At 63.9% G+C, this 22,565-nt stretch carries 18 protein-coding genes and 2 pseudogenes; 14 read left to right on the top strand and 6 right to left on the bottom strand.

Annotated features, from left to right (window positions below; translation table 11 throughout):
- Genes DC31_RS06100 through DC31_RS06090 form a run of 3 tightly spaced genes read left to right on the top strand, consistent with a single transcriptional unit; the run spans position 1 to position 3,135 of the window.
- Complete coding sequence (locus tag DC31_RS06100) at positions 1–1,161, top strand: type III polyketide synthase (RefSeq protein ID WP_036278154.1); 1,161 nt, start codon at positions 1–3, stop codon at positions 1,159–1,161.
- Positions 1,158–1,868, top strand: coding sequence for a methyltransferase domain-containing protein (locus DC31_RS06095; RefSeq protein WP_036278151.1), 711 nt, complete (start codon positions 1,158–1,160; stop codon positions 1,866–1,868). Before DC31_RS06100 ends, DC31_RS06095 begins: the two co-directional genes overlap by 4 nt.
- Positions 1,855–3,135 carry an FAD-dependent oxidoreductase gene (locus DC31_RS06090; RefSeq protein ID WP_051606483.1) on the top strand — a complete coding sequence of 427 codons (1,281 nt, stop codon included), beginning with the start codon at positions 1,855–1,857 and terminating at the stop codon, positions 3,133–3,135. The genes DC31_RS06095 and DC31_RS06090 overlap by 14 nt, the downstream gene beginning before the upstream one ends.
- Here the strand turns inward: DC31_RS06090 and DC31_RS06085 are convergent.
- Together DC31_RS06085 and DC31_RS06080 are read right to left on the bottom strand one after the other, a co-directional pair.
- The gene (locus tag DC31_RS06085; protein WP_036278149.1) at positions 3,042–3,950 is read right to left on the bottom strand and encodes a YegS/Rv2252/BmrU family lipid kinase; all 909 of its coding nucleotides are present in this window, start codon (positions 3,948–3,950) and stop codon (positions 3,042–3,044) included. The genes DC31_RS06090 and DC31_RS06085 overlap by 94 nt on opposite strands.
- Position 3,951: 1 nt before the next feature.
- A complete protein-coding gene (locus tag DC31_RS06080; RefSeq protein WP_036278147.1) occupies positions 3,952–5,580 on the bottom strand; it encodes an FAD-binding oxidoreductase in 1,629 nt (542 codons plus the stop codon).
- A gap of 20 nt (positions 5,581–5,600) precedes the next feature.
- Here DC31_RS06080 and DC31_RS06075 point away from each other — a divergent pair, with 20 nt between their 5' ends.
- Complete coding sequence (locus DC31_RS06075; RefSeq protein ID WP_235201362.1) at positions 5,601–6,212, top strand: TetR/AcrR family transcriptional regulator; 612 nt, start codon at positions 5,601–5,603, stop codon at positions 6,210–6,212.
- Entirely contained in the window at positions 6,209–7,792 is a 1,584-nt protein-coding gene (locus DC31_RS06070; RefSeq protein ID WP_036278145.1) for a glycerol-3-phosphate dehydrogenase/oxidase, read from the top strand. Before DC31_RS06075 ends, DC31_RS06070 begins: the two co-directional genes overlap by 4 nt.
- 70 nt (positions 7,793–7,862) lie before the next feature.
- On the opposite strand, the gene lpdA is transcribed toward DC31_RS06070, so the two are convergent.
- Positions 7,863–9,260, bottom strand: coding sequence for a dihydrolipoyl dehydrogenase (gene lpdA / locus DC31_RS06065; protein WP_036278141.1), 1,398 nt, complete (start codon positions 9,258–9,260; stop codon positions 7,863–7,865).
- Positions 9,261–9,269: 9 nt separating this feature from the next.
- Positions 9,270–9,929, bottom strand: a complete 660-nt coding sequence (locus tag DC31_RS06060; RefSeq protein WP_036278138.1) for a copper resistance CopC family protein — start codon at positions 9,927–9,929, stop codon at positions 9,270–9,272.
- Positions 9,930–10,029: 100 nt separating this feature from the next.
- Between DC31_RS06060 and DC31_RS06055 the strand changes: the two genes are divergently transcribed.
- The 3 genes from DC31_RS06055 (at position 10,030) to DC31_RS06045 (ending at position 11,849) form a co-directional block, all read left to right on the top strand.
- The gene (locus DC31_RS06055) at positions 10,030–10,515 is read left to right on the top strand and encodes an FHA domain-containing protein (RefSeq protein WP_036278135.1); all 486 of its coding nucleotides are present in this window, start codon (positions 10,030–10,032) and stop codon (positions 10,513–10,515) included.
- Positions 10,515–11,204, top strand: coding sequence for a transcriptional regulator FtsR (ftsR, locus tag DC31_RS06050; RefSeq protein ID WP_036278133.1), 690 nt, complete (start codon positions 10,515–10,517; stop codon positions 11,202–11,204). The genes DC31_RS06055 and ftsR overlap by 1 nt, the downstream gene beginning before the upstream one ends.
- 99 nt (positions 11,205–11,303) lie before the next feature.
- Complete coding sequence (locus tag DC31_RS06045; protein WP_036278130.1) at positions 11,304–11,849, top strand: MerR family transcriptional regulator; 546 nt, start codon at positions 11,304–11,306, stop codon at positions 11,847–11,849.
- Positions 11,850–11,906: 57 nt separating this feature from the next.
- On the opposite strand, the gene DC31_RS06040 is transcribed toward DC31_RS06045, so the two are convergent.
- On the bottom strand, positions 11,907–12,719 hold the full coding sequence (locus DC31_RS06040) for a ParA family protein (RefSeq protein WP_036278326.1): 813 nt from the start codon (positions 12,717–12,719) through the stop codon (positions 11,907–11,909).
- 93 nt (positions 12,720–12,812) lie between these two features.
- Between DC31_RS06040 and DC31_RS06035 the strand changes: the two genes are divergently transcribed.
- The 4 genes from DC31_RS06035 to DC31_RS06025 are packed head-to-tail and all read left to right on the top strand — an operon-like array spanning position 12,813 to position 18,436.
- Entirely contained in the window at positions 12,813–16,220 is a 3,408-nt protein-coding gene (locus DC31_RS06035; protein WP_036278127.1) for a pyruvate carboxylase, read from the top strand.
- 43 nt (positions 16,221–16,263) lie between these two features.
- Complete coding sequence (locus DC31_RS19200) at positions 16,264–17,301, top strand: hypothetical protein (protein WP_235201361.1); 1,038 nt, start codon at positions 16,264–16,266, stop codon at positions 17,299–17,301.
- The gene (locus DC31_RS19195; protein WP_235201374.1) at positions 17,253–17,945 is read left to right on the top strand and encodes a MinD/ParA family ATP-binding protein; all 693 of its coding nucleotides are present in this window, start codon (positions 17,253–17,255) and stop codon (positions 17,943–17,945) included. The genes DC31_RS19200 and DC31_RS19195 overlap by 49 nt, the downstream gene beginning before the upstream one ends.
- The gene (locus DC31_RS06025) at positions 17,945–18,436 is read left to right on the top strand and encodes a peptide deformylase (protein WP_036278122.1); all 492 of its coding nucleotides are present in this window, start codon (positions 17,945–17,947) and stop codon (positions 18,434–18,436) included. Before DC31_RS19195 ends, DC31_RS06025 begins: the two co-directional genes overlap by 1 nt.
- 51 nt (positions 18,437–18,487) lie before the next feature.
- Here the strand turns inward: DC31_RS06025 and DC31_RS06020 are convergent.
- Positions 18,488–20,315, bottom strand: a pseudogene (locus DC31_RS06020) (AMP-dependent synthetase/ligase).
- Between the two features lie 182 nt (positions 20,316–20,497).
- On the opposite strand from DC31_RS06020, the pseudogene DC31_RS06015 reads away from it, so the two are divergent.
- Positions 20,498–21,183, top strand: a pseudogene (locus DC31_RS06015) (lysophospholipid acyltransferase family protein).
- Between the two features lie 38 nt (positions 21,184–21,221).
- Positions 21,222–22,562 carry a class II 3-deoxy-7-phosphoheptulonate synthase gene (locus DC31_RS06010; RefSeq protein ID WP_036278120.1) on the top strand — a complete coding sequence of 447 codons (1,341 nt, stop codon included), beginning with the start codon at positions 21,222–21,224 and terminating at the stop codon, positions 22,560–22,562.
- Positions 22,563–22,565 lie beyond the last annotated feature (3 nt).

Here is a 22,565-nt window from a genome sequence, read left to right as displayed (position 1 = left end):
ATGAGTCATCCCACTATCCTTCGTTCGCTGCAGACGATCGTTCCTGACACGACATTGAGACAGGACGAAGTACGGGACGTCTTCGCCGCCCAGCCAGACATTGGGCGATTGGCAAAGCGAATCGTGACGGCGTCATTCAACGGATCCGGCATCGACACTCGTTACACGGTGCTCGACGAGCTGTCTTTTTCTGCAGAAGTCGAGTCGCCGCAGTTCTTTGACAGAGAAACCGGCACGCTGCTTTCCCCAGGAACGAAGGCGCGTAACGAGATCTACGTCCGCGAAGCGTGGAAGCTGTACGTCGAGGTGGCTCGTCGAGCGCTGCAATCTGACCCAGACATCACCGCCGCAGACATCACCCATGTGATCACCGTTTCGTGCACCGGATTCTACGCGCCAGGCCCCGACTACGAGATCGTCCGCGCACTCGGGCTGGCCGGCAACGTGCAGCGCTATCATCTGGGATTTATGGGGTGCTACGCCTCGATGCCCGCGCTGCGCGCGGCGCATCAGTTCTGTGTTGCGGACCCGAATGCGGTGGTCCTCGTCGTCAGCGTGGAACTCTGCACTCTGCACCTGCGCTCCTCTGATGATCCGGATATGATCGTGGCCACGTCCCTCTTCGCCGACGGTGCGGCTGCTGGTCTCGTCACCGCACGGCAGTTTGATTCCGACGTGCGCGGCTTCGCGCTGGACCGCTTCCACACCGACATCATCCCGCAAGGGAAGGAGAGCATGGCGTGGATGATTGGCGATGAGGGCTTCGAGATGATTCTGTCCACGGCCGTGCCGCAGCTCATCGGAGAGAACATTTTCGGCGCGCTCCGCCCGCTCTATGCCGACGAAGACAGGCTCGCTGCCGCTTTCGACGAAGGGACGATCGGCGAGCAAGTTTCACACTGGGCGATCCATCCCGGTGGGCGCAGCATCCTGGACCGAGTGGAGGAGCGGCTGAGTCTCTCCGAGCAGCAGCTTCATCCCGCGCGAGAGGTCCTGAGACAGTACGGCAATATGTCCAGCGCCACCGTGCTATTCGTGTTGCGGCGCATCCTCGAGGAGGAAGACGCACACGACGGAGACCGGGTGTCGGCCATGGCGTTCGGACCGGGCCTCACCGCAGAGACCGCACTCATGACGGTCGTCGCACCCCAGCATCCATGAGCACTGATCTCTCCATTCGCGCGGTCGCCATCCGAGAATTGATGGATGATCCAGACGCAGACCTTCGGATGCTGGAGCGCACTTACGACCGGTTCTCCCTTGTGAATTCCGTAGTGTCTCGATGGCGTGCGGTGTACCGCCGTGAGATTCGCCCGCGTGCGCAGAAGCAGTCAATCAGGCTCCTCGATGTAGGCGCAGGCGGCGGTGATGTGTCACGTGCGATCGCCGCATGGGCACACCGAGATGGGCTGTCGATTCATGTCACGGCTCTGGATGCTGACGCGAGGGCGATCCGGTGGGCACTCGGTCGCGGCGGCGGAGTGGACTATCGATGCGCGTATACGAGCGATCTGGCCGGCGAGGTCTTCGATGTCGTGATCTCCAACCATCTGCTGCATCATCTGATCGGCGATGAGCTGCCCGACCTGCTCCAGGACTCTGTCCGTCTCGCCACCGCCGGTGGGCTCGTTCTGCATCGAGATATCGAGCGGAGCCGGTTCGCTTACTGGGGATTTGGCGCCGGTACCTTGCCGTTCGAGAAGAACCTGCTCGCCGACTCTTTCATCAGGGCCGATGGGCTCACCAGCATTCGTCGGGCGTATACGTTCGGCGAGCTTTCCGCTGCCGCCCCACCAGGGTGGCGGGTTCGGCGGGCCTTTCCTGCGAGGCTCGAGCTCAGATGGGAGAGCTCGAATGCCTCATCATGACGTTGCGATCGTGGGCGCTGGCCCCGTCGGACTACTCCTTGCCTGCCTGTTGGCGCAGGAAGGGATCGATGTGGTCGTGTACGAAAACCGTACTGGCGCCGATGACCGTTCACGGGCAATCGGCATCCATCCGCCGGGGCTCGCCGCGCTCGATGCCGTGAATCTTGGCGCACAGGTGCGCGAAGAGGCGCTCGAACTTGAGGGGGGAGAAGTGCTCTGCGGCGGACGTACCCTCGCATCGATCGCCTTCTCCGCGAAACAGCGCGTGCTAATCCTCCCTCAGCGTCGTACGCACGCCCTGCTGGTGGAGCGCATCGGGCAGCTGCCGTCGGCGACGCTGTGCACTGGTCACGAGGTTCGCGAGCTTCGTAACGAGGGCGACTTGCTCTGCCTTGCGGTGCACACAGATAGTGCGCACCGAGCGGACACAGCGTCGTTTGTCATTGCGGCAGACGGCGTGCGCAGCGGCATCCGAAGTCAGCTGGGCATTGGCTGGCGTCAGCAATCGGGAAGAGGTTCGTACGCGATGGTGGATATCCCCGATGCGCAGAACTTCCCGCGCGCCCAGCTGTATTGCGAGCCCGCAGGGCTCGTCGAGTCGTTTCCGCTTCCGCTGGGTGGCAGGCGCTGGGTTGCGGCTGACCCGGAGCGCGCCCTCGGCGATGCGGAGGCGTTCGCGCGCGTGATCTGGGAGCGGACCGGCATCCGGATCGATATGCCAGCAGGGCTTCAGCCCACTGCATTTCAGGCGCGTCAGCATCGCGCTGCGCGCACAGTGGGGGGCCGGGTGGTGCTCCTCGGCGATGCAGCGCATGAGACCAGCCCGATCGGCGGGCAGGGCATGAACCTGGGATGGGCAGCCGCGCTCCACCTTGCGGTGGTGCTCGAACAGTCGCTGCGCGACGATCTTCCCGATTTCCGGGCATACGAGCGCGTCACTCGGCGTGCCGCTGTACGTGCACAGCGACGATCGTCGTTCTACATGGCGATGGGACACCCGGCCGAGGGTTTCGGGCTCGAGCCTCCGCAACACGGTGATCAGAGCGCTCGGGACAGCGCCGCTTCGTCGGCGCACGGCGAACATGATCACCATGCAGGCCGGGACCCGGCCGACACCGTACTCGAACGGAGGTTGATTGGCGGGCACCACTGCGCCCTCGGCCGACGTGCAGTTTACGCGTCGGTCGAGGGCAGGAGAACAATCAGTGCCCCGGGTAGCGTTCGGACACGTACGCTCTCGGTGCCGATGCGCTCGCCGTCGGCGTAGACGAGAAGACCAGGCGCTTTAACCTCTACCTCCGCTGCCCGCGACGTCGTCGCAGCGGGGAGCTGCGTGTGCGTGCCACGCAGGAGGTGTGGGAACAGGCGGATGAGCTGAAAACGGCTTAGAGGCGCGATGTGAACGACGTCGAGGAGGCCATCGTGCGGATCGGCTTCGGGACAGATAGGCATGCCGCCCCCATAGGTGCGGGTGTTTCCGATGGCGATGAGCGTGCCATCGGAGACGGGACTCTCGGTGCCGTCGACACTCATCGTGAAGCGCATCGGAGTCAGACGCGTCAGCTCGATGAGCAGAGCCAGATAGTAGCGTGCACGCCCCGGCGGCCAGCGCAAGCGATTGGTGCGCTCGCTGACTTTCGCATCAAAGCCGAGGGCCGCGACAGTGAGGAAACGCGCAGTGCCCTCCGGGCACACCGCCTCGCCCACATCGACGGCTCGTGGGACTCCGTACATTGCGGCTTCGGCCGCGACGGCTGCTGTGTCAGCGGATCCGAAAGGGATGCCAAGAGCTCGAGCGAGGTCGTTGCCGGTGCCAGCCGGCACTAGCACGAGCGGGACTCCGGAGCCGACGAGCTCGTCGAGCACGATCGAGAGTGTGCCATCGCCACCGACGAGAACCAGCACATCGGGTTTGGCATTGACCGCCTCCGCGGCGAGGCGCCGAGTCTCGGCCACCGACGATGCGGTGTGCACACTCGGCTCCAGACCAAGCGTGCGAAGGCGCTCGACGGCGGCGTCGCGGGCGACAGCACCCTTTCCGCGCCCTGCGTCAGGGTTGGCGAGAACGAAGACCTTGCGCATGTCAGGACTTCTGCCGGGCAGCGGTCACAGGCAGTACCGCGCCGGGGTTCATGATGCCTGAGGGGTCAAGCTCCGCCTTCACCGCGCGCAGCAGCCGGATGCCGCCTTCGCCGATCTCGCGGGCAAGCCAAGGTGCGTGATCACGGCCGACCCCATGGTGGTGGCTGATTGTGCCGCCGTGAGCGAGGATCGCATCGTTCACGCGCGTCTTGATCAGATTCCACTCCTCAACGGCATCTGCGCGCAGGTTTCCGATGATTGTGAAGTACAGCGCTGCGCCGGTGGGATATACGTGCGAGATATGGCACAGCACGAGCGACTTTGAATCCTGAGCGGTGAAGCCCGACCTGATTGCGTCGGTGACGGCGGCTTTCAACGGCTCGATCTTTGCCCAGACCGTTGCGGTTTCCAGCGTCTCGCAGAATGCGCCGTAGTCAAGGAGCGCATCGCGCAGGTAAGGCGCACCGAAGCGTCCGTCAGCCCACTCTTCTGCGGGAACCGGGCCGGTGGAGCGCCCGCCGACGTCGGTGAGTACCCGTGCCGTCGTGGCCTGGCGTTCGGCGGTGAGAGCAGCATCGCCCTCGAAGACGGTCACCGCGCTGCATCCTTTCGCCAGCGCCTTGCCGACGCGTCCATGCTGCGCGAGGCCGATCCCGGTCTCGGCCTCATCGGAGAGTCGGATGACAGTGGGGCCCGTACCGAGCTGCGCTACACGGCGAAGCGCGGCGGTGCCCGTCGCGAAGTCGGGAAACGTCCACGCTTCGTATCGGTGCGTTTCGGGCAGCCGGTGCACGCGCACGCTCAGCTCGGTTATGACGCCGAGAATTCCCTCCGCGCCGAGGAAGAGGCGCATCAGGTCTGGGCCGGCAGCAGACCCGGGTGCCCCGCCAAGAACCACCTCGCCGGTAGGGGTTGCAATGCGAAGGGCTGTGACCATCGTGTCGAAGCGCCCGTTACCAGCTGAATTCTGTCCTGCTGAGCGGGCGGAGGCGAATCCTCCGAGCGTGGCATAGAGGAAGCTCTGTGGATAGTGACCCAGTTCGAAGCCGTGCGCGGAGAGGAGACGCTCGGCTTCAGGACCTGTGGTGCCGGCGAGGAACCGTGCCTCAGCGCTGACCTCATCGAAGTGCAGGAGTCCGCTAAGTCGACGCAGATCGAGAGCGATAACTGCTCGGTGGTCGGCACGCTCGGGGCTGAGCGCGCCGACGACGCTCGTCCCGCCCCCGAAGGGAACGATGGCGATGTCATGCGCGGACGCGTAGCCGAGCACGGCGAGGACCTCGTCGTGGCCGGACGGCGCGACAACGGCGTCGGGTGCATCCTGACGTGTTTCACGCAGGCGCAGAAGATCGGGTGTGGAGCGGCCGCCCGAGTGGCGGATGCGGGACTCAGCATCCGTATGGATGGCGTCTTCGCCGACGATCGCAGCGAGGCTGGTGTGGTCCTCGACCGAGAGCACGGAGGGATCGAGGACGACATCAGACAATGCCGCTGCTGGTTTCGGGCGGCGGACTCTGCCGATGACTGTCCGGAGCAGAGCGCGCACTGCCAGCGGAAGGTCTCGTGCCAGGGTAGGGTCGCCCCAGCCGTCCCAGCGGGTGATCGCGGCTGGTGTTGTCTCCGTCGTCATGCGTTACAGTGTGACATATCATGGAAATTCGTCAAGCAACAGTGATGGCGCCGATCGACACCAAGCTCCCGGATTGGGATGACGCCGACGCGCGATTGCTAGATGAGGCCTCCGCTCTCATCGCCGCACGCGGAACTCGCGGACTCACGATTGCAGAGCTCGCACGTGAGGCGCGGGTGAGCAGACCGACGATCTATCGCCGCTGGCCGGGAACCGACGAGGTGGTGCGTGCGGCACTTCTTCGACAGACCGTCTTGATAGTCGCGCAGCTCTCAACCGAGGAGAGCACACGGGAAGACCTCGTTGCCGAAGTATTGCGGTTTTCCGACCTCTTCCGGGAAGACCTGGTGTTCGCGCGTCTGCTGGAGCGCGAACCTGAAGCATTCACCCAGTACAGCCTCGAGAGGATCGGATCGAGCCAGCGTGTCATGCTGCATTGGCTGGAAGAGGCCATTGCTCGCGGTCAGGGCGGCGGCACAGTCAGGGAAGGCGCGCCAAGCGATATGTCGGTGATGCTGCTGCTCATCGTGCAGTCGGCAGTTCTCTCGCATAACGCGGTGTCTTCACTGATTGGCGCAAACGAGTGGCGAGCCGAACTCACCCGCGCCGTGGACGGGTACCTGCGGCCATGACCCGCGACGTCGGCGTGCGAGCGTCGTCGGTGCTGAACGCGAGCAGACGTGTTCGCGAGTTGAACCTGCTCGCAGACGCTGGTGAGGTCGATCTCCTGGTGATCGGTGGCGGAGTGACTGGGGCTGGCGTTGCGCTGGATGCCGCAAGCCGCGGCCTCTCCGTCGTCCTCGCCGAGGCACACGATCTCGCATTCGGCACGAGCCGGTGGAGCTCGAAGCTTGTCCATGGCGGGCTGCGCTACCTCGCTTCCGGCGACATCGCAGTTGCCAGAGAGAGCGCCGTCGAGCGACATCTGCTCATGACCCGCATCGCGCCGCATCTCATCCGGCCGCTTCCGCAGCTGCTGCCGTTCGTGGACGGCGTCTCGACGAAGCAACGGGTCATCGGCAGCACCGGATTCTTGCTGGGAGATGGTCTGCGCAGGGTGGCGGGGACACCCGCTGCCGTGCTGCCGCGTCCGCGGCGGGCGTCTGCCGGCGAGGCGGTCGCGATGTTTCCGGCGTTGAGTCGCCGGGGGCTGCGTGGCGGGATGGTCGCCACCGATGGTCAGCTCATCGACGATGCGCGGCTCGTCACCGCGATCGCCCGCACCGCAGCGGCGCACGGCGCGACAATCTTGACTCGAATGCGGGTGACGGAATCTGACGGTAACGGCGCGACGCTCGTGGATGAGCTCGGCGGGGGAACGCTTCGCCTACGTGTCAGGTCCGTCGTGAACGCGGCAGGGGTGTGGGCAGGACAGATCGATCCCGATATCCGTCTGCGGCCAAGCCGAGGCACGCACATCGTCTTGGATGCCGCGGCGCTGGGGAACCCGTCTGCGGCGCTCACCGTGCCGCATCCCGGATCGATCAGCCGTTTCGTCTTCGCTCTTCCCGCCCAGCTCGGTCGGGTCATTGTCGGTCTCACCGACGTCGACGCACCGGGTTCGATCCCCGACGTGCCGAGTCCGACTGAGGATGAGATCGACTTTCTGCTCACCACACTGTCGCTGGCACTGGAACGACCGCTGAATCGAGACGACGTCCGTGGTTCGTTCGCGGGGCTGCGCCCGCTCGTCGAATCGGGCTCCGGCGACTCGACGGCCGATATCTCACGACGACACCGTGTCGAGGTGTCATCGAACGGCGTCATCGGCATCCTCGGCGGGAAACTCACCACGTATCGTGCAATGGCGAGGGATGCCGTTGATCTCGCGTGCCGACACGGGGGATTGAAGGCCCCCGCTTGCCGGACCGATTCGCTTGCGCTCGTGGGTGCGCCCGGCTCCTCGGTCCCCTTCGCATATCCCGATGCCGGTGCGCCGACCGAAGATCCGTCACGGTCGCTGGTGGCTCGTTTCGGCGACGAAGCGAGTGCGGTGCTCGCCGCGGGCGGGACGCGGGGCGCAGAGCGGGTGGCAGAGGGAATTGACGTCATCCGCGCAGAGGTGGAGTTCGCGGTGCGGGCGGAAGGAGCCCTCGACGCTGACGACGTGCTGGACCGTCGCACTCGCATCGGTCTCGTCCCGGAGGAGCGAGCGGCCGCGGCGGATGCTGTCGCAGAGCTCGTGGCCGAGACGCTCGCGGACCTGGACTGAAACGTCGAACGGCCCGGCAGGCAGTGCCTGAACCGGGCGTTCGATGGTGCTGATTAGAAGACGGTGCTGATCAGAAGTTGATCATGTGGCCCGCGAGGCCGTGGAAGCCCTCCTGCAGTGCCTCCGACAGCGTCGGGTGCGTGTGCACGTTGCGGGCAAGCTCTAGAGCGGTGAGGTCCCACTTCTGCGCGAGCGTCAGCTCAGGAAGAAGCTCGGAGACATCAGGGCCGATCATGTGAGCGCCTAGGAGTTCGAGGTGCTCGGCATCCGCAATGAGCTTGACGAAGCCGACCGGCTCGCCAAGGCCGTGCGCCTTGCCGTTGGCCATGAACGGGAACGACACGACCTTGATTTCGTGCCCTTCGTCCTTCGCCTGCTGCTCGGTGAGGCCGAAGGACGCAACCTGCGGCGAGCAGAACGTCGCACGCGGCATCATCCGGTAGTCGCCCAGAGTCTGGGTCTCGGCCTTGCCGATGGTCTCGGCGGCCACGACGGCTTGAGCTTCCGCAACATGTGCGAGCTGCAGCTTCGCGGTGACGTCGCCGATGGCGTAGATGCCGTCGACGTTCGTGCGCATGTGGTCATCGATGTCAATCGCGCCGCGCTCAGTGAGCTTCACGCCGGTCTTATCGAGACCGAAGCCCTCGATGTTCGGGGCGAAGCCGACCGACATGAGCACCTTGCCGGCTTCGATGGAGGCCTGCTGGCCGTCCTTGCCGGTGTAGGTGACGGTGACGGACGCGCCGTTGTCGACGATGGTCTCGACCTTGGTGGAGGTGAGGATGTCAACGCCGTAATTCTTGTACTGCTTAGTGATCTCCTTCGACACGTCGGCGTCCTCATTGGGAAGCGCGCGGTCGAGGAACTCGATGATCGTGACCTTGACGTCGTAGTTCGTCAGAACGTAGGCGAACTCCATACCGATGGCGCCAGCACCAACGATGACGATCGACTCCGGCAGCTCACGAGAGAGGATCTGCTCTTCGTAGGTGACAACGTTCTCGCTGAGCTCGACGCCAGGGAGCAGGCGAACCTTCGAGCCGGTAGCGATGATGGCGTTGTCGAAGGTGACCTCTTCGGTGCTGCCGTCAGCCTTGGCAACGGAGATCGCCTTGGGGCCGGTGAAGGTGCCGCGACCGTCGTACTCGGTCACCTTGTTCTTCTTCATCAAGAAGTGGATGCCCTTGACGCGGCCGTTCGCGACCTCGCGCGAGCGGTCAAACGCCTTGCCGAAATCCATCGTGATCTCGCCGGAGATCCCGAAGAAGTCGGCCTTGTGCTTCAGCGTGTGCGCGAGTTCCGCGTTCTTCAGAAGAGCCTTCGAAGGGATGCATCCGACATTGAGGCAGACACCGCCCCAATACTTCTCTTCGATGATTGCGGTCGACAGGCCGAGCTGTGCGCTTCGGACGGCGGCGACGTAGCCGCCAGGGCCCGCACCGAGAATGACGACATCGTAATGTGGCATGCGTTAAGCCTATCGCTCTGTCGAGGCGTCGGAATCGGATTTTCCGCCACGTCCGCGTCGCGTCATCACGGCGATGAGCGCGCCGCCGCCAGCGGCAACGATCAGGCCGCCGATGATCCATGGCAGCGCATCGAGGAACGAGCTGTCGGGGGTTGTGTCGGTGGGCTCGTCTGTGCCAAGCGGGGCGACGGGCAGCGCGGACTCTGTGGCACTCGGTGCGGGTGCCGGCGTGGCATCCGGTGTGGGTGTGTGTGTGGCGGCAGCCGTTCCCGTCGACACGTTAAAGGTGAACTCGCCAGACGTAGGGTGACCGTCGCTCGAGACCACCTGCCAGAGCACATGGTATTCACCAGCGGCGGCCTCAGCCTTGAGAGGCTGGATCACCATCGCACCATCCAGTTCGGGCGCGCCATCGGTAACAGAGTTTCCTGCGGCGTCCTCGACGACCACGGCCGTTCCACCGTCGCCACCGATCAAAGCTGCGCTGAAGGTGAGTGTCAGCTGTTCAGGAAGCGTCTCGACCGTAGAATCCGCGGCAGGATCAGAGCTCGCGAGCGCGTCATGTGCAGCCGCGGGCTGAGGCCACGCGAACAGCAGCAGAAATGCGGCGAGGAGAGTCGCGGCCAGCGCGATCGGGGCGGGAGAGTGTCGAAGTGTGAGGATGCGCACGAGTTCAGCATAGGAAATCTCGTTGTGCGGGTGCTGAGTCGCACAGACCCTCCCGGACCGGGCGCGTGATCAGTTAGTCTGGACGGAGAGGAGGGCCACCGTGACAGATAACGACAGCCGATCAGTACCCAACGCGGCAATTCACCGCGATGGTGAGCAGAAGCACGACGCCACACAGACGTTCGGGCACGACTCAGACCTGTCATTCGTGCCCTTCGGTGCTGATCTCACCGATGTTGAGCAGGCCGCAATCGATGCCCTGCCCACCGGGTCTGCGCTGCTGCTGGTGCGCTCCGGCGCTCTCGCAGGCGCCCGCTATCTGCTGGACACCGACGTGGCCACAGTCGGACGCCACCCAGAAGCTGACATCTTCTTCGACGACGTCACTGTCTCGCGCCGTCACGCCGAGTTCACCCGCTCTGGCACATCGTTCGAGATCATCGACCAGCGTTCACTCAATGGCACGTACGTCAACGGAGAGCGCGTCGATCGCAGCCCGCTGGCCAACGGCTATGAGCTGCGCGTCGGCAAGTTCCGCCTGATTTTCTTCGCCTCACCCGCAGACCTTGCGGCGGCTCCCGAATAATGGCGGCACTTCACGCCCGCGACCGCTCTGCGTCCGCGGGTCTTCTGAGTATCGGTCAGGTGCTTGCCAGGCTTACGCCTGAGTTTCCCGATCTCACCTCCAGCAAACTGCGCTTCCTCGAAGTTCAGGGCATCGTCAGCCCTTCGCGCACCGACTCGGGCTACCGAAAGTTCTCGCAGGCTGACATCGACCGGTTGCGTCTCGGTCTCACGTTGCAGCGGGATCACTACCTGCCGTTGAGCGTCATCCGCGAACAGCTCCATGATGCTGAAGCGAACGGTGACTCACCGACCACGCTCACGCCACCCCCTTCCATTGCGCCTGCGCCTCGCCGCTACCGGCGGGATGAGCTACTTTCGGCAGCAGGGGCGGGCCCCCAGATCCTCAACGATGCCATCAGCACCGGCATCATTACGGCCGCTGAAAGCTACCCGGAGTCGACGGTCACTCTGTTGCGCGGTCTCGTTGCTCTTGACCGCCACGGCATCGAGCCGCGACACCTGCGAACCCTGCGCCAGAGCGCAGAACGAGAAGTCTCGTTGATCGAATCGGCGATGTCTTCGCTGCTTCGTCGCACGGATGCCACGTCTCGCGGCAAAGCGCGCGAGATGGCCCCGGAACTTGCGACCAAGATCGATGAAGTGCGCTCGCTCTTCGTCAGAGAAGCACTCACCCGGGTGCTTTCGTAACGAACAGGTTGCGACACACCTTCACCTAAGAGCGGATGTCATTGCCGGTGACATGGCACTGCTCTAGCGTGGAGGTAATTGCTTCAGGGAGGATTTCAGATGAATGCGGATGAGCTTTCAGGCACCCCGCAGTTCGCGAGCGAACTCCTCTTCACGGACGGCCTGCCAGCAATGGATGACGAGGTCGGCTACCGAGGTGCGGTCGCAGCTCGTGCTGCCGGCATCACCTACCGTCAGCTTGACTACTGGGCGCGCACCGAACTGGTCGAGCCCACTGTTCGCGGTGCCAGCGGCTCTGGCTCGCAGCGCCTTTATGGCTTCCGCGACATCCTCGTACTCAAGCTTGTCAAGCGACTGCTCGACACGGGCATCTCGCTGCAGCAGATTCGCACAGCCGTTGACCAGCTCCGTGCCGCCGGCATCCGCGATCTCGCTGGCACCACGCTCATGAGTGACGGTGCGTCTGTCTACCTGTGCACGTCGAACGACGAGGTCATCGACCTCGTCAGCCGCGGCCAGGGTGTGTTCGGCATCGCTGTCGGCAAGGTTCTGCGAGAGGTCGAGTCGACACTCGTCGAATTCGACGCCACCGCTCCCGACCCGGTCGATGAACTCGGTGCTCGTCGCGCCAAGCGCACCGCTTGATCCTTCCACCAAACGAAAGCCACACCGCGAGGTGTGGCTTTTCGTTTGCGACTGGCGTCAGGACTGTGGGCCGCTGTCTGACACCGGAACTCGACCGGTGCGAATGATGCGGTCAAGCAACAGATCGAAGTCAGCCGCGAGTTCCTGAGCAGATTCACCGGGCCAGATGTGCAGCGGCTTTGCGGCTCCCTGCGCTTGCTGGAGTGAGGTGCGCTCCGGCAGCTGCGGCGCGAGCACCAACGGGCCGAACATGTCGCGCAGTTCCTTGATGCGGAACTGATGCTCGATCGACTGCGGGCGCACGCGGTTGACCACGATACCTAGCGGCTGCAAGCGGGGGGAGAGCCCCCGACGAATCTCCTCGATCGCACGAAGCGCGCGGTCGGCTGCGGCCACAGAGAAGAGTCCGGGCTCGGTGACCACCATCACGCGGTCACTGGCGGCCCACGCGGTGCGCGTGAGGGCATTCAGCGAGGGTGCACAGTCGACGAGTACGAGGTCATAGTCAGATTCGACGGAGGCGAGCGCCTCTTCGAGTTTCCAGACGTCGCGCACGCTCGGATGCGGGCCATCGAAGTTGATGGCAGAAGGGCTCCCGATCAGCACGTCGATAGTGCCGGGGTGAACCTTCGCCCAGCCACTGGAGGTGATCGCCTGACGGACGACTTTCTCTTTCGGATTCGCCAGGACATCGGCGATGTTGAGCCGGCCAGCGACCTGGATATCCATTCCGGTCGACACATCGGACTGTGGGTCGAGGTCGACGACTAGGGTCCGGACGCCTCGGGCGAAGGCCGCTGAGGCCAGTCCGAGAGTCACGGTCGTCTTGCCGACGCCCCCCTTGAGAGAGCTGACGCTTAGTACGTGCACGGACACCACGTTACCTTCCCCTAGGCTGGGTGGACACTCAGCCCCGCCCCGTGTACGTCGAAAACGGCGTGCGTCGAGCTTTCAGAGGTGTGCATGTTCCAGAAGATTCTTGTAGCCAATCGTGGCGAGATCGCGATCCGTGCCTTCCGCGCGGCATTCGAGGTAGGAGCACGCACCGTCGCGGTCTTTCCTTATGAAGACCGTGGATCTCAGCACCGGCTGAAGGCAGATGAGGCCTACCAGATCGGTGAACGAGGCCACCCCGTTCGTGCATATCTCAGCGTCGACGAGATCATTCGGGTCGCGCTCGAATCTGGCGCCGACGCGATCTATCCCGGCTACGGTTTCCTCTCTGAGAACCCTGACCTCGCTGAGAAGGCGGCGGCGAACGGCATCGTCTTTATCGGACCGCCAGCGAATGTGCTCGAGATGGCGGGCAACAAGGTCGAGGCCAAGCACCACGCGATCGAGGCTGGAGTGCCTGTGCTGCGCTCCACCGAGGCCTCCGCTGATGTCGACGAGCTCGTTGCTCAGGCCGATGGCATTGGCTTCCCGCTGTTCGCCAAGGCCGTTGCTGGTGGTGGCGGTCGCGGCATGCGTCGAGTTGCAACAAAGGGTGATCTTGCTCCGGCTCTCGCTGAAGCGATGCGCGAAGCGGAGAGCGCTTTTGGCGACCCGCGGATGTTCCTTGAGCAGGCGGTTCTTCGCCCGCGCCACATTGAAGTGCAGATCCTCGCTGACAAGACCGGTGAGACCGTGCACCTGTTTGAGCGAGACTGCTCGGTGCAGCGGCGTCACCAGAAGGTCGTGGAGATCGCGCCTGCCCCGAACCTTGACGAGGACGTCCGGCAGGCACTTCACGGCTACGCCATCGCGTTCGCCCGTTCGATCGGCTACGAGAACGCCGGTACCGTCGAGTTCTTGCTGGAAACAGCGGGGGAGCGCACCGGTGAGGTCGTGTTCATCGAGATGAACCCGCGCATTCAGGTCGAGCACACAGTGACCGAAGAAGTCACAGACGTCGACCTCGTGCAATCGCAGATGCGGATCGCCGCGGGCGAGACCCTTGCCGAGCTGGGGCTGCAGCAGGGCGACATCCACCTGCGCGGGGCGGCGCTGCAGTGCCGCATCACCACGGAAGACCCGACACAGGGATTCCGTCCTGACACGGGCAAGATCACCACTTACCGCTCGCCCGGTGGCGCCGGCATCCGTCTCGATGGCGGAACGGTTCACCAGGGGGCACAGATCAGCCCTCACTTCGACTCGATGCTCTCCAAGCTCACCTGCCGCGGACGCGATTTCGAGGCGGCAGTCGGGCGTGCTCGTCGTGCGCTGGCAGAATTCCGCATCCGCGGCGTCTCAACGAACATCCCGTTCCTGCAGGCGCTGCTCGCAGATGAAGACTTCGTGAATGGCGACCTCAGCACCTCATTCATCGATGAGCGCCCCGAGCTGCTTCGTGGACAGGTCTCGAAGGATCGCGGTACCAAGCTGCTCAACTGGCTCGTTGACGTCACTGTCAACAAGCCGAACGGGCCGCATCCGGGAACTGTCGACCCGATCACCAAGCTGCCGAACATTGATCTGACGTCCGAGCCGTTGCCCGGGTCGCGCCAGCGTCTGCTCGAACTCGGCCCAGAGGGCTTCGCTCGCAGCCTTCGCGAACAGACTGCCCTGGCGATCACCGACACGACCTTCCGTGACGCGCACCAGTCGCTACTGGCAACCCGGGTGCGCACGAAGGATCTCGTCGCGGCAGCCCCGTACCTCGCGCAGCTCACTCCGGGTCTGCTGTCCGTTGAAGCCTGGGGAGGTGCGACCTACGACGTCGCACTCCGGTTCCTCGGCGAGGACCCGTGGGAGCGCCTTGACAAGCTGCGCGCGGCGCTTCCGAACATCAACATCCAGATGCTGCTTCGCGGTCGCAATACGGTCGGCTACACCCCGTACCCGACCGAGGTGACAGAGGCGTTCGTCGCTGAAGCCGCAGCCAGCGGCGTCGACATCTTCCGCATCTTCGACGCGCTCAACGACGTCTCTCAGATGCGCCCCGCAATCGATGCTGTGCGAAACACCGGCACTGCCATCGCTGAGGTCGCACTTTGCTACACGGGCGACTTGATGAACCCCGCTGAGGACCTTTACACGCTGGATTACTATCTCGGCCTCGCGGAGCAGATCGTGGATGCCGGGGCTCATATCCTGGCCATCAAAGACATGGCGGGCCTGCTGCGCCCTGCCGCGGCATCAAAGCTCGTCACCGCGCTCCGCGAGCGCTTTGATCTTCCGGTGCATCTGCACACGCATGACACTCCTGGTGGTCAGCTTGCGACCCTGCTCTCTGCCAGCGCGGCTGGCGTTGACGCGGTGGATGCAGCATCCGCCCCGCTGTCTGGAACAACCAGCCAGCCCTCGCTTTCTTCACTGGTTGCGGCCCTCGCCCACACCGATCGCGACAGCGGCATCGATCTCGATGGCGTTTCGGACCTTGAGCCGTATTGGGAAGCCGTGCGCAATCAGTACGCACCATTCGAATCGGGCCTGCCCGGGCCGACCGGCCGGGTGTACCACCACGAGATTCCCGGTGGGCAGCTGTCGAATCTGCGCCAGCAGGCCAAGGCCCTCGGTCTCGCCGACGACTTCGAACTCATCGAGGACATGTACGCCGCTGCCGACCGAATCCTCGGTCGGGTGCCCAAGGTCACGCCTTCATCGAAGGTGGTGGGCGACCTCGCTCTGCACCTTGCAGCGGTGCGAGCGGATCCCGCCGACTTTGAGGCGAACCCAGAAAAGTACGACGTTCCGGATTCGGTTGTCGGCTTTATGGCGGGCGAACTGGGAGATCTTCCGGGTGGCTGGCCCGAGCCGTTCCGCACCAAGGTGCTGGCTGGTCGCGAGGTGCGCGTGGGCTTCACCGAGATCTCAGAGGACGATGAGAAGGCACTGGCAGGCACAAGCCAGGAGCGTCGCGAGCGGCTGAACACCCTGCTGTTCCCCGGGCCGACGCGCGAGTTCTCGCAGCAGCGTGACCTGTTCGGCGACGTATCGGTGCTCGATACGAGCGATTACCTCTATGGACTGGTCCAGGGCCAGGAACACCTCGTCGAAATCGATCGCGGTGTTCAGCTCTATGTCGGGCTCGAGGCGATCGGCGAGGCAGACGACCGTGGCATGCGTACTGTCATGACGACCCTCAATGGCCAGTTGCGACCAGTGTTCGTGCGGGACCGCTCGATCACCGTCGATGCGCATGAGGTAGAAAGGGCCGACACGTCCAAGCCCGGTCAGGTAGCGGCGCCATTCTCCGGGGTGGTCACTGTAAAGGTCGAAGTCGGAGCGACGGTTCGGGCCGGCGAACCGGTTGCATCCATCGAGGCTATGAAGATGGAAGCGGCCATCACCGCACCCGTCGACGGCGTCATTGAGCGGCTCGCGATCGGCGAGACGCAGCAGGTGGATGCCGGGGACCTTTTGGTGGTCATACGTCCCGCCCAGTAATCTTGTGCGAGCGACACGGTCGCACAAGCTGGGGAGTGACACTGTGACACCGAAGAACACATCAGACTCTGCGGAGGATGATTCCCTCGGCGTGCTCGACGAAGCTGCCTCGCTGGATACCACTGGCATCGGAATCCTCGGACAGACCGCGCAGGTGAGTGTCGTGCTTCCGCGCGACGAGGATGACGATCTCGTCGACGACTCGGTTGTGGATGGTGCGATCCACTCAGAGCTCATCGTGGATGAAACGCCACTCCTGGAGGAACCGTCTGTCGGTCGTATTCTGCCGGGCACGACGGGCATCGTCATCGAACTTCCCGCGGAGGACCCCTCCGACGAAATTGTTGAGGCGACCGTCGAGCCGGAGCTCGAACCGGAACTGGAACCGGAGCTAGAGACTGAAGACGAACCGGAACCTGACGCTGAAGCCGACGTTGAAGTTGAGGTCGAGCCGGAGATTGAGGCCGAACCAGAACCCCAACCCGAGCCCGAACCTGAACCCGAACCAGAAATTTCGACGCCCATTGCCGCGGCGCCTGCGCCGCGTGCCGAGACCGCTACGTCCGCGTGGATTGCCACCGCGATGAGGCATGACGCGTCGGCATCCGCATCCGTGCCGAGCACGCCTGCGGCATCCGAGCATGCAGAAAAGAGCGAGAGCGTGACCCCACCCGCGGAAGACCCGAAGCCGGCCGAGACCTCGATCGTGCCGCGACGGGCCGCGTCGCGTCCAGAGGTCGCGATGACGTCGAAGCGGCTGGACGATCAACTCGGCCACTCGTCTCGTGAGTCTGCAGACCTTCTCACCGCCGATCGTCTGCTCGATCCGCACCAGATGACGAAACCCGAACCAGAGGCGCGTGGAATCATCTCCTCTACTCGATCTCCGGACACCGTATCAACATCGGTGACGGCAAACGCGCGCGGGAGCGCAAAGCGCTCACCTCACGGATCGCGGCACCATTCGCTGGCGGCGCACGGTTCGTGCCCGTCCTGTCGCGAAAGGGTGGCGTGGGCAAGACCACGATCACGATGCTTTTGGGCATGGCTCTGGCGGATGCTCGCGATGATCGCGTCATAGCGGTCGACGCGAACCCTGACCGCGGCACGCTCGCTGATCGCATCCCGCGCACGAACAGCAAGTCGGTGCGCGATCTCGTCCGCATCCACGATGAGGTACGGGGATATCACGACCTCTCGGCAATAGTCGCTCGAGACTCGACCCGGCTGGACGTGCTGGCATCCGATTCTGACCCGCGCGTCGCAGAAGCGTTCAGCGACGATGATTACCGTGACGTCGCCGGAGTTGCTGCGCACTACTACTCGCTCGTCCTCACCGACACCGGAACCGGTATCGTGCATTCGGTCATGGGGGCAACTCTTGACCTCGCGGATCAGCTCATCATCGTCTCTGGTCTCAGCGTCGACGAGGCGCGGCTAGCATCCGAGACACTCACTTGGCTCGAGACAAACGGCTATGCCGACCAGGCGCGTAACGCCATCATCGTCCTCAACCAGTCCACGCCCGGTAGCCCGCTCGTGCGCCTGAATGAGCTCGAGGCGCACTTTGCCACCCGCGCGAAGACCGTGGTGCGGATGCCGTACGACTCGCAGATCGCCGGTGGCGGCGCGATCGTCTTCGCCAACCTCCAATCCGAGACGCGCCAGGCGGCGCGCGAACTCGCAGCGCTCCTCGTCGAGGGCCTGCGCACGAGCGTGAACTGATGGCTGTCCGCGAGATCCGAGTCTTCGGCGACCCTGTGCTGCGCACGGTGTGCGCGGCGATCGAGCAGATCGACGACGGCGTGCGCGCCCTAGTCACCGATCTCATCGACAGCGTGGAGCTGCCGGGTCGTGCTGGCGTCGCTGCCCCTCAGATCGGTGTTGCCGCCCGCGCGTTTAGCTACAACATCGACGGGGACATCGGCTACGTCCTCAACCCCGTCTTGACCGAAGTGCGAGGCGACCCGGTGCCCACCGGCGAAGGGTGCCTATCTGTTCCAGGACTCTGGCACGACGCGCTGCGTCACCCGTGGGCGCGTGTCGAGGGCATCGACCTCGACGGTAACCCGGTCGTGCTCGAGGGCGAGGGGCTGCTCGCCCAAGCGTTGCAGCATGAAACCGATCACCTCGATGGCAAGCTCTACCTCACGCGCCTCCCGCCGGAGATACGTAAGATCGCGATGCGCGAAGTACGCGAGAGCGACTGGTTCTAATAACGATGCCCTCACCGAAAGGTGAGGGCCATCGTTATCGTTCTTGCAGTATCAGCCGCCGATGGCGACGTTGGTCGTGTTGACCGGCTGATCGTAGAGCGCGGAGATCTCGTCGGCGAAGTCCGTCATGATGACGTTGCGCTTGATCGACATCTTCGGTGTCAGGTGACCACTGTCTTCGGTCCACTCCGAGTCGAGGATCGTGAACTTTCGAATGGACTCGGCTCGAGAGACGTTGTTGTTCGCGCGGTCGACCGCGCGCTGCACCTCAGCGCGCACAGCCTCGTTCTTGGACGCGTCAGCCAACGACATGTCGGCGGGCAGCCCGTTGTTGCCCAGCCAGGTGGGGAGCATCTCCGGGTCGAGCGTGATCAGTGCTGAGATGAACGGCTTCTGGTCACCGACGGCCACGACCTGACTGATGATCGGGTTTGCGCGGATCGGGTCTTCCAGTGCGGCGGGCGCGACGTTCTTGCCGCCTGCCGTGACGAGGATCTCTTTCTTGCGACCGGTGACGGTGAGGAAGCCCTCAGAATCGAAGGAGCCGATGTCGCCCGTGCGGAACCAGCCGTTGTCAAAGGCCTCGGCCGTAGCTTCGGGGTTGTTCCAGTACTCCTTGAAAACGTTGATTCCCTTGACTTCGATCTCGCCATCTTCTGCAAGACGACGCCGACGCCTGGTAGTGCGGGGCCGACTGTTCCGATCTTCGACTTGTCAGCAAGGTTGACCGTCGCGGGGGCAGTCGTCTCAGTGAGGCCGTAACCCTCGAGAATCACCACACCGAGGCTGTGGAAGAAATGACCGAGCGCGCGCCCAGGGGCGCAGAGCCAGAAACCGCGTAGACAATGTTCCCGCCCATCGCCTCGCGGAGCTTTCCGTAGACGAGCTTGTCGAACAGGGCGAACTTGATCTTCAGACCGAACGGGATCTTCTCACCCGCTTCGAGCAGCTTGGAGTGTTCGATCGCGGCGGCAGCCGCGGCGCGGAAGATCTTGCCCTTGCCGCCAGCTTCAGCCTTTTGCTCGGCGGAGTTGTACACCTTCTCGAACACACGAGGCACAGCCAGCAGGAAGGTCGGCTTGAACGACCCGAGTGCGGGAAGCAGTTGCTTCGTGTCGGGCTGGTGCCCGGTACGGACACCAGCGTGTACGTTCAGAAGCGAGATGAACCGTGCGAACACGTGAGCGGTGGTGATAAACAGCAGCGTCGAAGAGCCCGGGGTCTCTACGACCTTGTGGAGCGACTTGGCAGAGTTGCGCGTCAGCTCGACGAAGTTGCTGTGCGTGAGCACGCAGCCCTTCGGGCGACCGGTCGAGCCTGAGGTGTAGATGAGGGTCGCGATATCCGATCCCACGGCGAGATTGCGACGGCGTTCGATCTCAGCATCCTCGACGTCGACACCGGCAGCAGTAAGCGCGTCAATCGCGCCGACGTGCATCTGCCACACCTCGCGGACCAGAGGCACATCGCCGCGCACCTCATCAACCTTCGAGAAGTGACCGGCCGATTCCACCATGAGGGCGATGGCGCCGGAGTCTTCGAGGATCCACTGGATCTGCGCGGGCGAGCTGGTCTCATAAATCGGAACCATCACGGCACCGGCATAGAACAATGCGAAATCGACCAGCGTCCACTCGTAAGTGGTGCTGGCGAGGAAACCGACCTTCTCGCCAGGCTGGATGCCAGCGGCAACGAAGCCCTTGGCAAGGGCGATCACCGCGGTTTGAAAATCAGCGGCGGTGATATTGCGCCAGCCCGCGCCATCCGGCACGGAGAACAGAGCCAGGTTGGGAGTGGCTTCGACGCGCTTCACCAGCAGATCTGTGATGTTCGCTTCGGGATCAGCGGGGACGATCGCGGGGACTTCAAATTGAACCACGGCAACTCCTTCGGTACCGGTCGGGTACGGCTTTGTCACAGAGTCTAGGGCACATCGACCGGTGGGCGAGGTCGGTTTTGGGATTCAGTTGCGGGAGTTGTGGAACTCAGTCGCGCAATCGCGGAGAGTCCCGCGCGGCGTTATGACAGTCGACGTCACGGGCAGAGATAGACTTCGTGACGATGTTCTACTGGCTGATGAAGTACGTCATGATCGGCCCCGTGGTCAAGGCGCTCTTTCGTCCTTGGATCGTGGGGCGCTCGAACGTGCCCCGAAACGGTGCCGCGATCCTGGCGAGCAATCATCTCTCTGTGTCTGACTCGGTTTTTCTCCCGTTGCTCATCGACCGGCCGATGTCGTTCCTCGCGAAGAGCGACTATTTCACTGGCCGGGGGCTCAAGGGCTGGGCAACCAAATACTTCATGAAGGCGACCGGACAGATCCCCATCGATCGTTCGGGCGGAAGGGCTTCTGAGGCATCCTTGAACACCGGGCTTCAAGTGCTGGGCCGAGGAGACCTGCTCGGCATTTACCCCGAGGCACGCGCAGCCCCGATGGGAAGCTGTACCGTGGACGCACAGGTATTGCACGGATGGCGCTTGAGGCGAAGGTTCCGGTCATCCCGCTGATCATGGTCGACACCGACACGGCAATGCCGATCGGGCGCACCGTGCCCCGGATCGTTCGCGTCGGGATCGTCATCGGCGAGCCGCTGGACTTCTCTCGCTACGAGGGTATGGAGAACGACCGCTACATCCTGAGGTCGGTCACAGACGAGATCATGGTCGCGCTTCAGCGGCTCGGCGAGCAAGAGTACGACGATGTCTACGCTTCGTCTGTGAAAGACCGGATGCCGCAGCGCCCGTGACGGCGATACTGATCGCTTGCGGCCAGTAAGCTGGATAGATGCCTCAGCAGCACGACACGGCCCTGGATGCCTGGCGAACTCTCCCCATCAAGCAGCAGCCCACCTGGCTCGACGCCGAGCGGGTGGCCGAAGTATCACAGCAGATCGCCGCGCTCCCGCCGCTGGTCTTCGCTGGTGAGGTCGACAACCTTCGCGATCGGCTTGCGCGCGCAGCATCCGGTCAGGCGTTCCTGCTGCAGGGTGGTGACTGCGCCGAGACGTTTGCCGGCGCGACCGCCGAGCAGATCCGCGACCGCATCAAAACCGTGCTGCAGATGGCCGTCGTACTCACCTATGGTGCATCGATGCCCGTCGTCAAGATGGGGCGGATGGCAGGACAGTTCGCCAAGCCGCGCTCCAGCGACACGGAGACGCGTGGCGACGTCACGCTGCCCGCCTACCGTGGCGACATCGTCAACGGCTTTGACTTCACCGAAGGTTCTCGCCGGGCGGATCCGGGTCGTCTGCTGCAGGGGTACCACACCGCGGCGTCGACGCTGAACCTCATTCGCGCCTTCACGCAGGGTGGCTTCGCCGACCTTCGTGAGGTGCATTCGTGGAACAAGGGCTTCGCCCAGAACCCGGCGAATCAGCGCTACGAGCGCATGGCTGGCGAGATTGATCGGGCCATCAAGTTCATGGAGGCCGCAGGCGCCGACTTCGACGAGCTCAAGCGCGTCGAGTTCTTCACCGGCCATGAGGGCCTGCTGATGGACTACGAGCGTCCGATGACACGGATCGACTCTCGTACGGACACCCCGTACAACACCTCAGCGCACTTCCTCTGGATCGGGGAGCGCACGCGTGACCTCGACGGTGCACACGTTGACTACTTCTCGAAGATCCGCAACCCGATCGGTGTGAAGCTGGGCCCGACGACGACTCCCGAAACGGCTCTCGAGCTCATCGACAAGCTCGACCCGAACCGCGAGCCAGGACGCCTGACGTTCATCACTCGCATGGGTGCCGGAAAGATCCGCGACGCTCTGCCGCCGCTGCTGGAAGCCGTGCGCGATTCGGGTGCGACTCCGCTGTGGGTCACTGACCCGATGCACGGCAACGGCATCACCACGCCCACCGGGTACAAGACGCGTCGCTTCGACGACGTCGTGGACGAGGTGCGTGGCTTCTTCGAAGCGCACCGTGCCGTGGGAACTTTCCCTGGCGGCATCCACGTCGAGCTCACCGGCGACGATGTCACCGAGTGCCTCGGCGGTTCAGAGAAGATCGACGAGGCCGCGCTTGCGACCCGCTACGAGAGCCTCTGCGATCCGCGTCTGAACCACATGCAGTCGCTCGAGCTCGCCTTCCTGGTGGCAGAGGAGCTCGAGAAGCGCTGAGCT

This window comes from Microbacterium sp. CH12i, assembly GCF_000685355.1.
GTDB lineage: Bacteria > Actinomycetota > Actinomycetes > Actinomycetales > Microbacteriaceae > Microbacterium.
The sequence above is the reverse complement of the archived record's forward strand: the minus strand, read 5'-3'. Positions and strand labels throughout refer to the sequence as shown.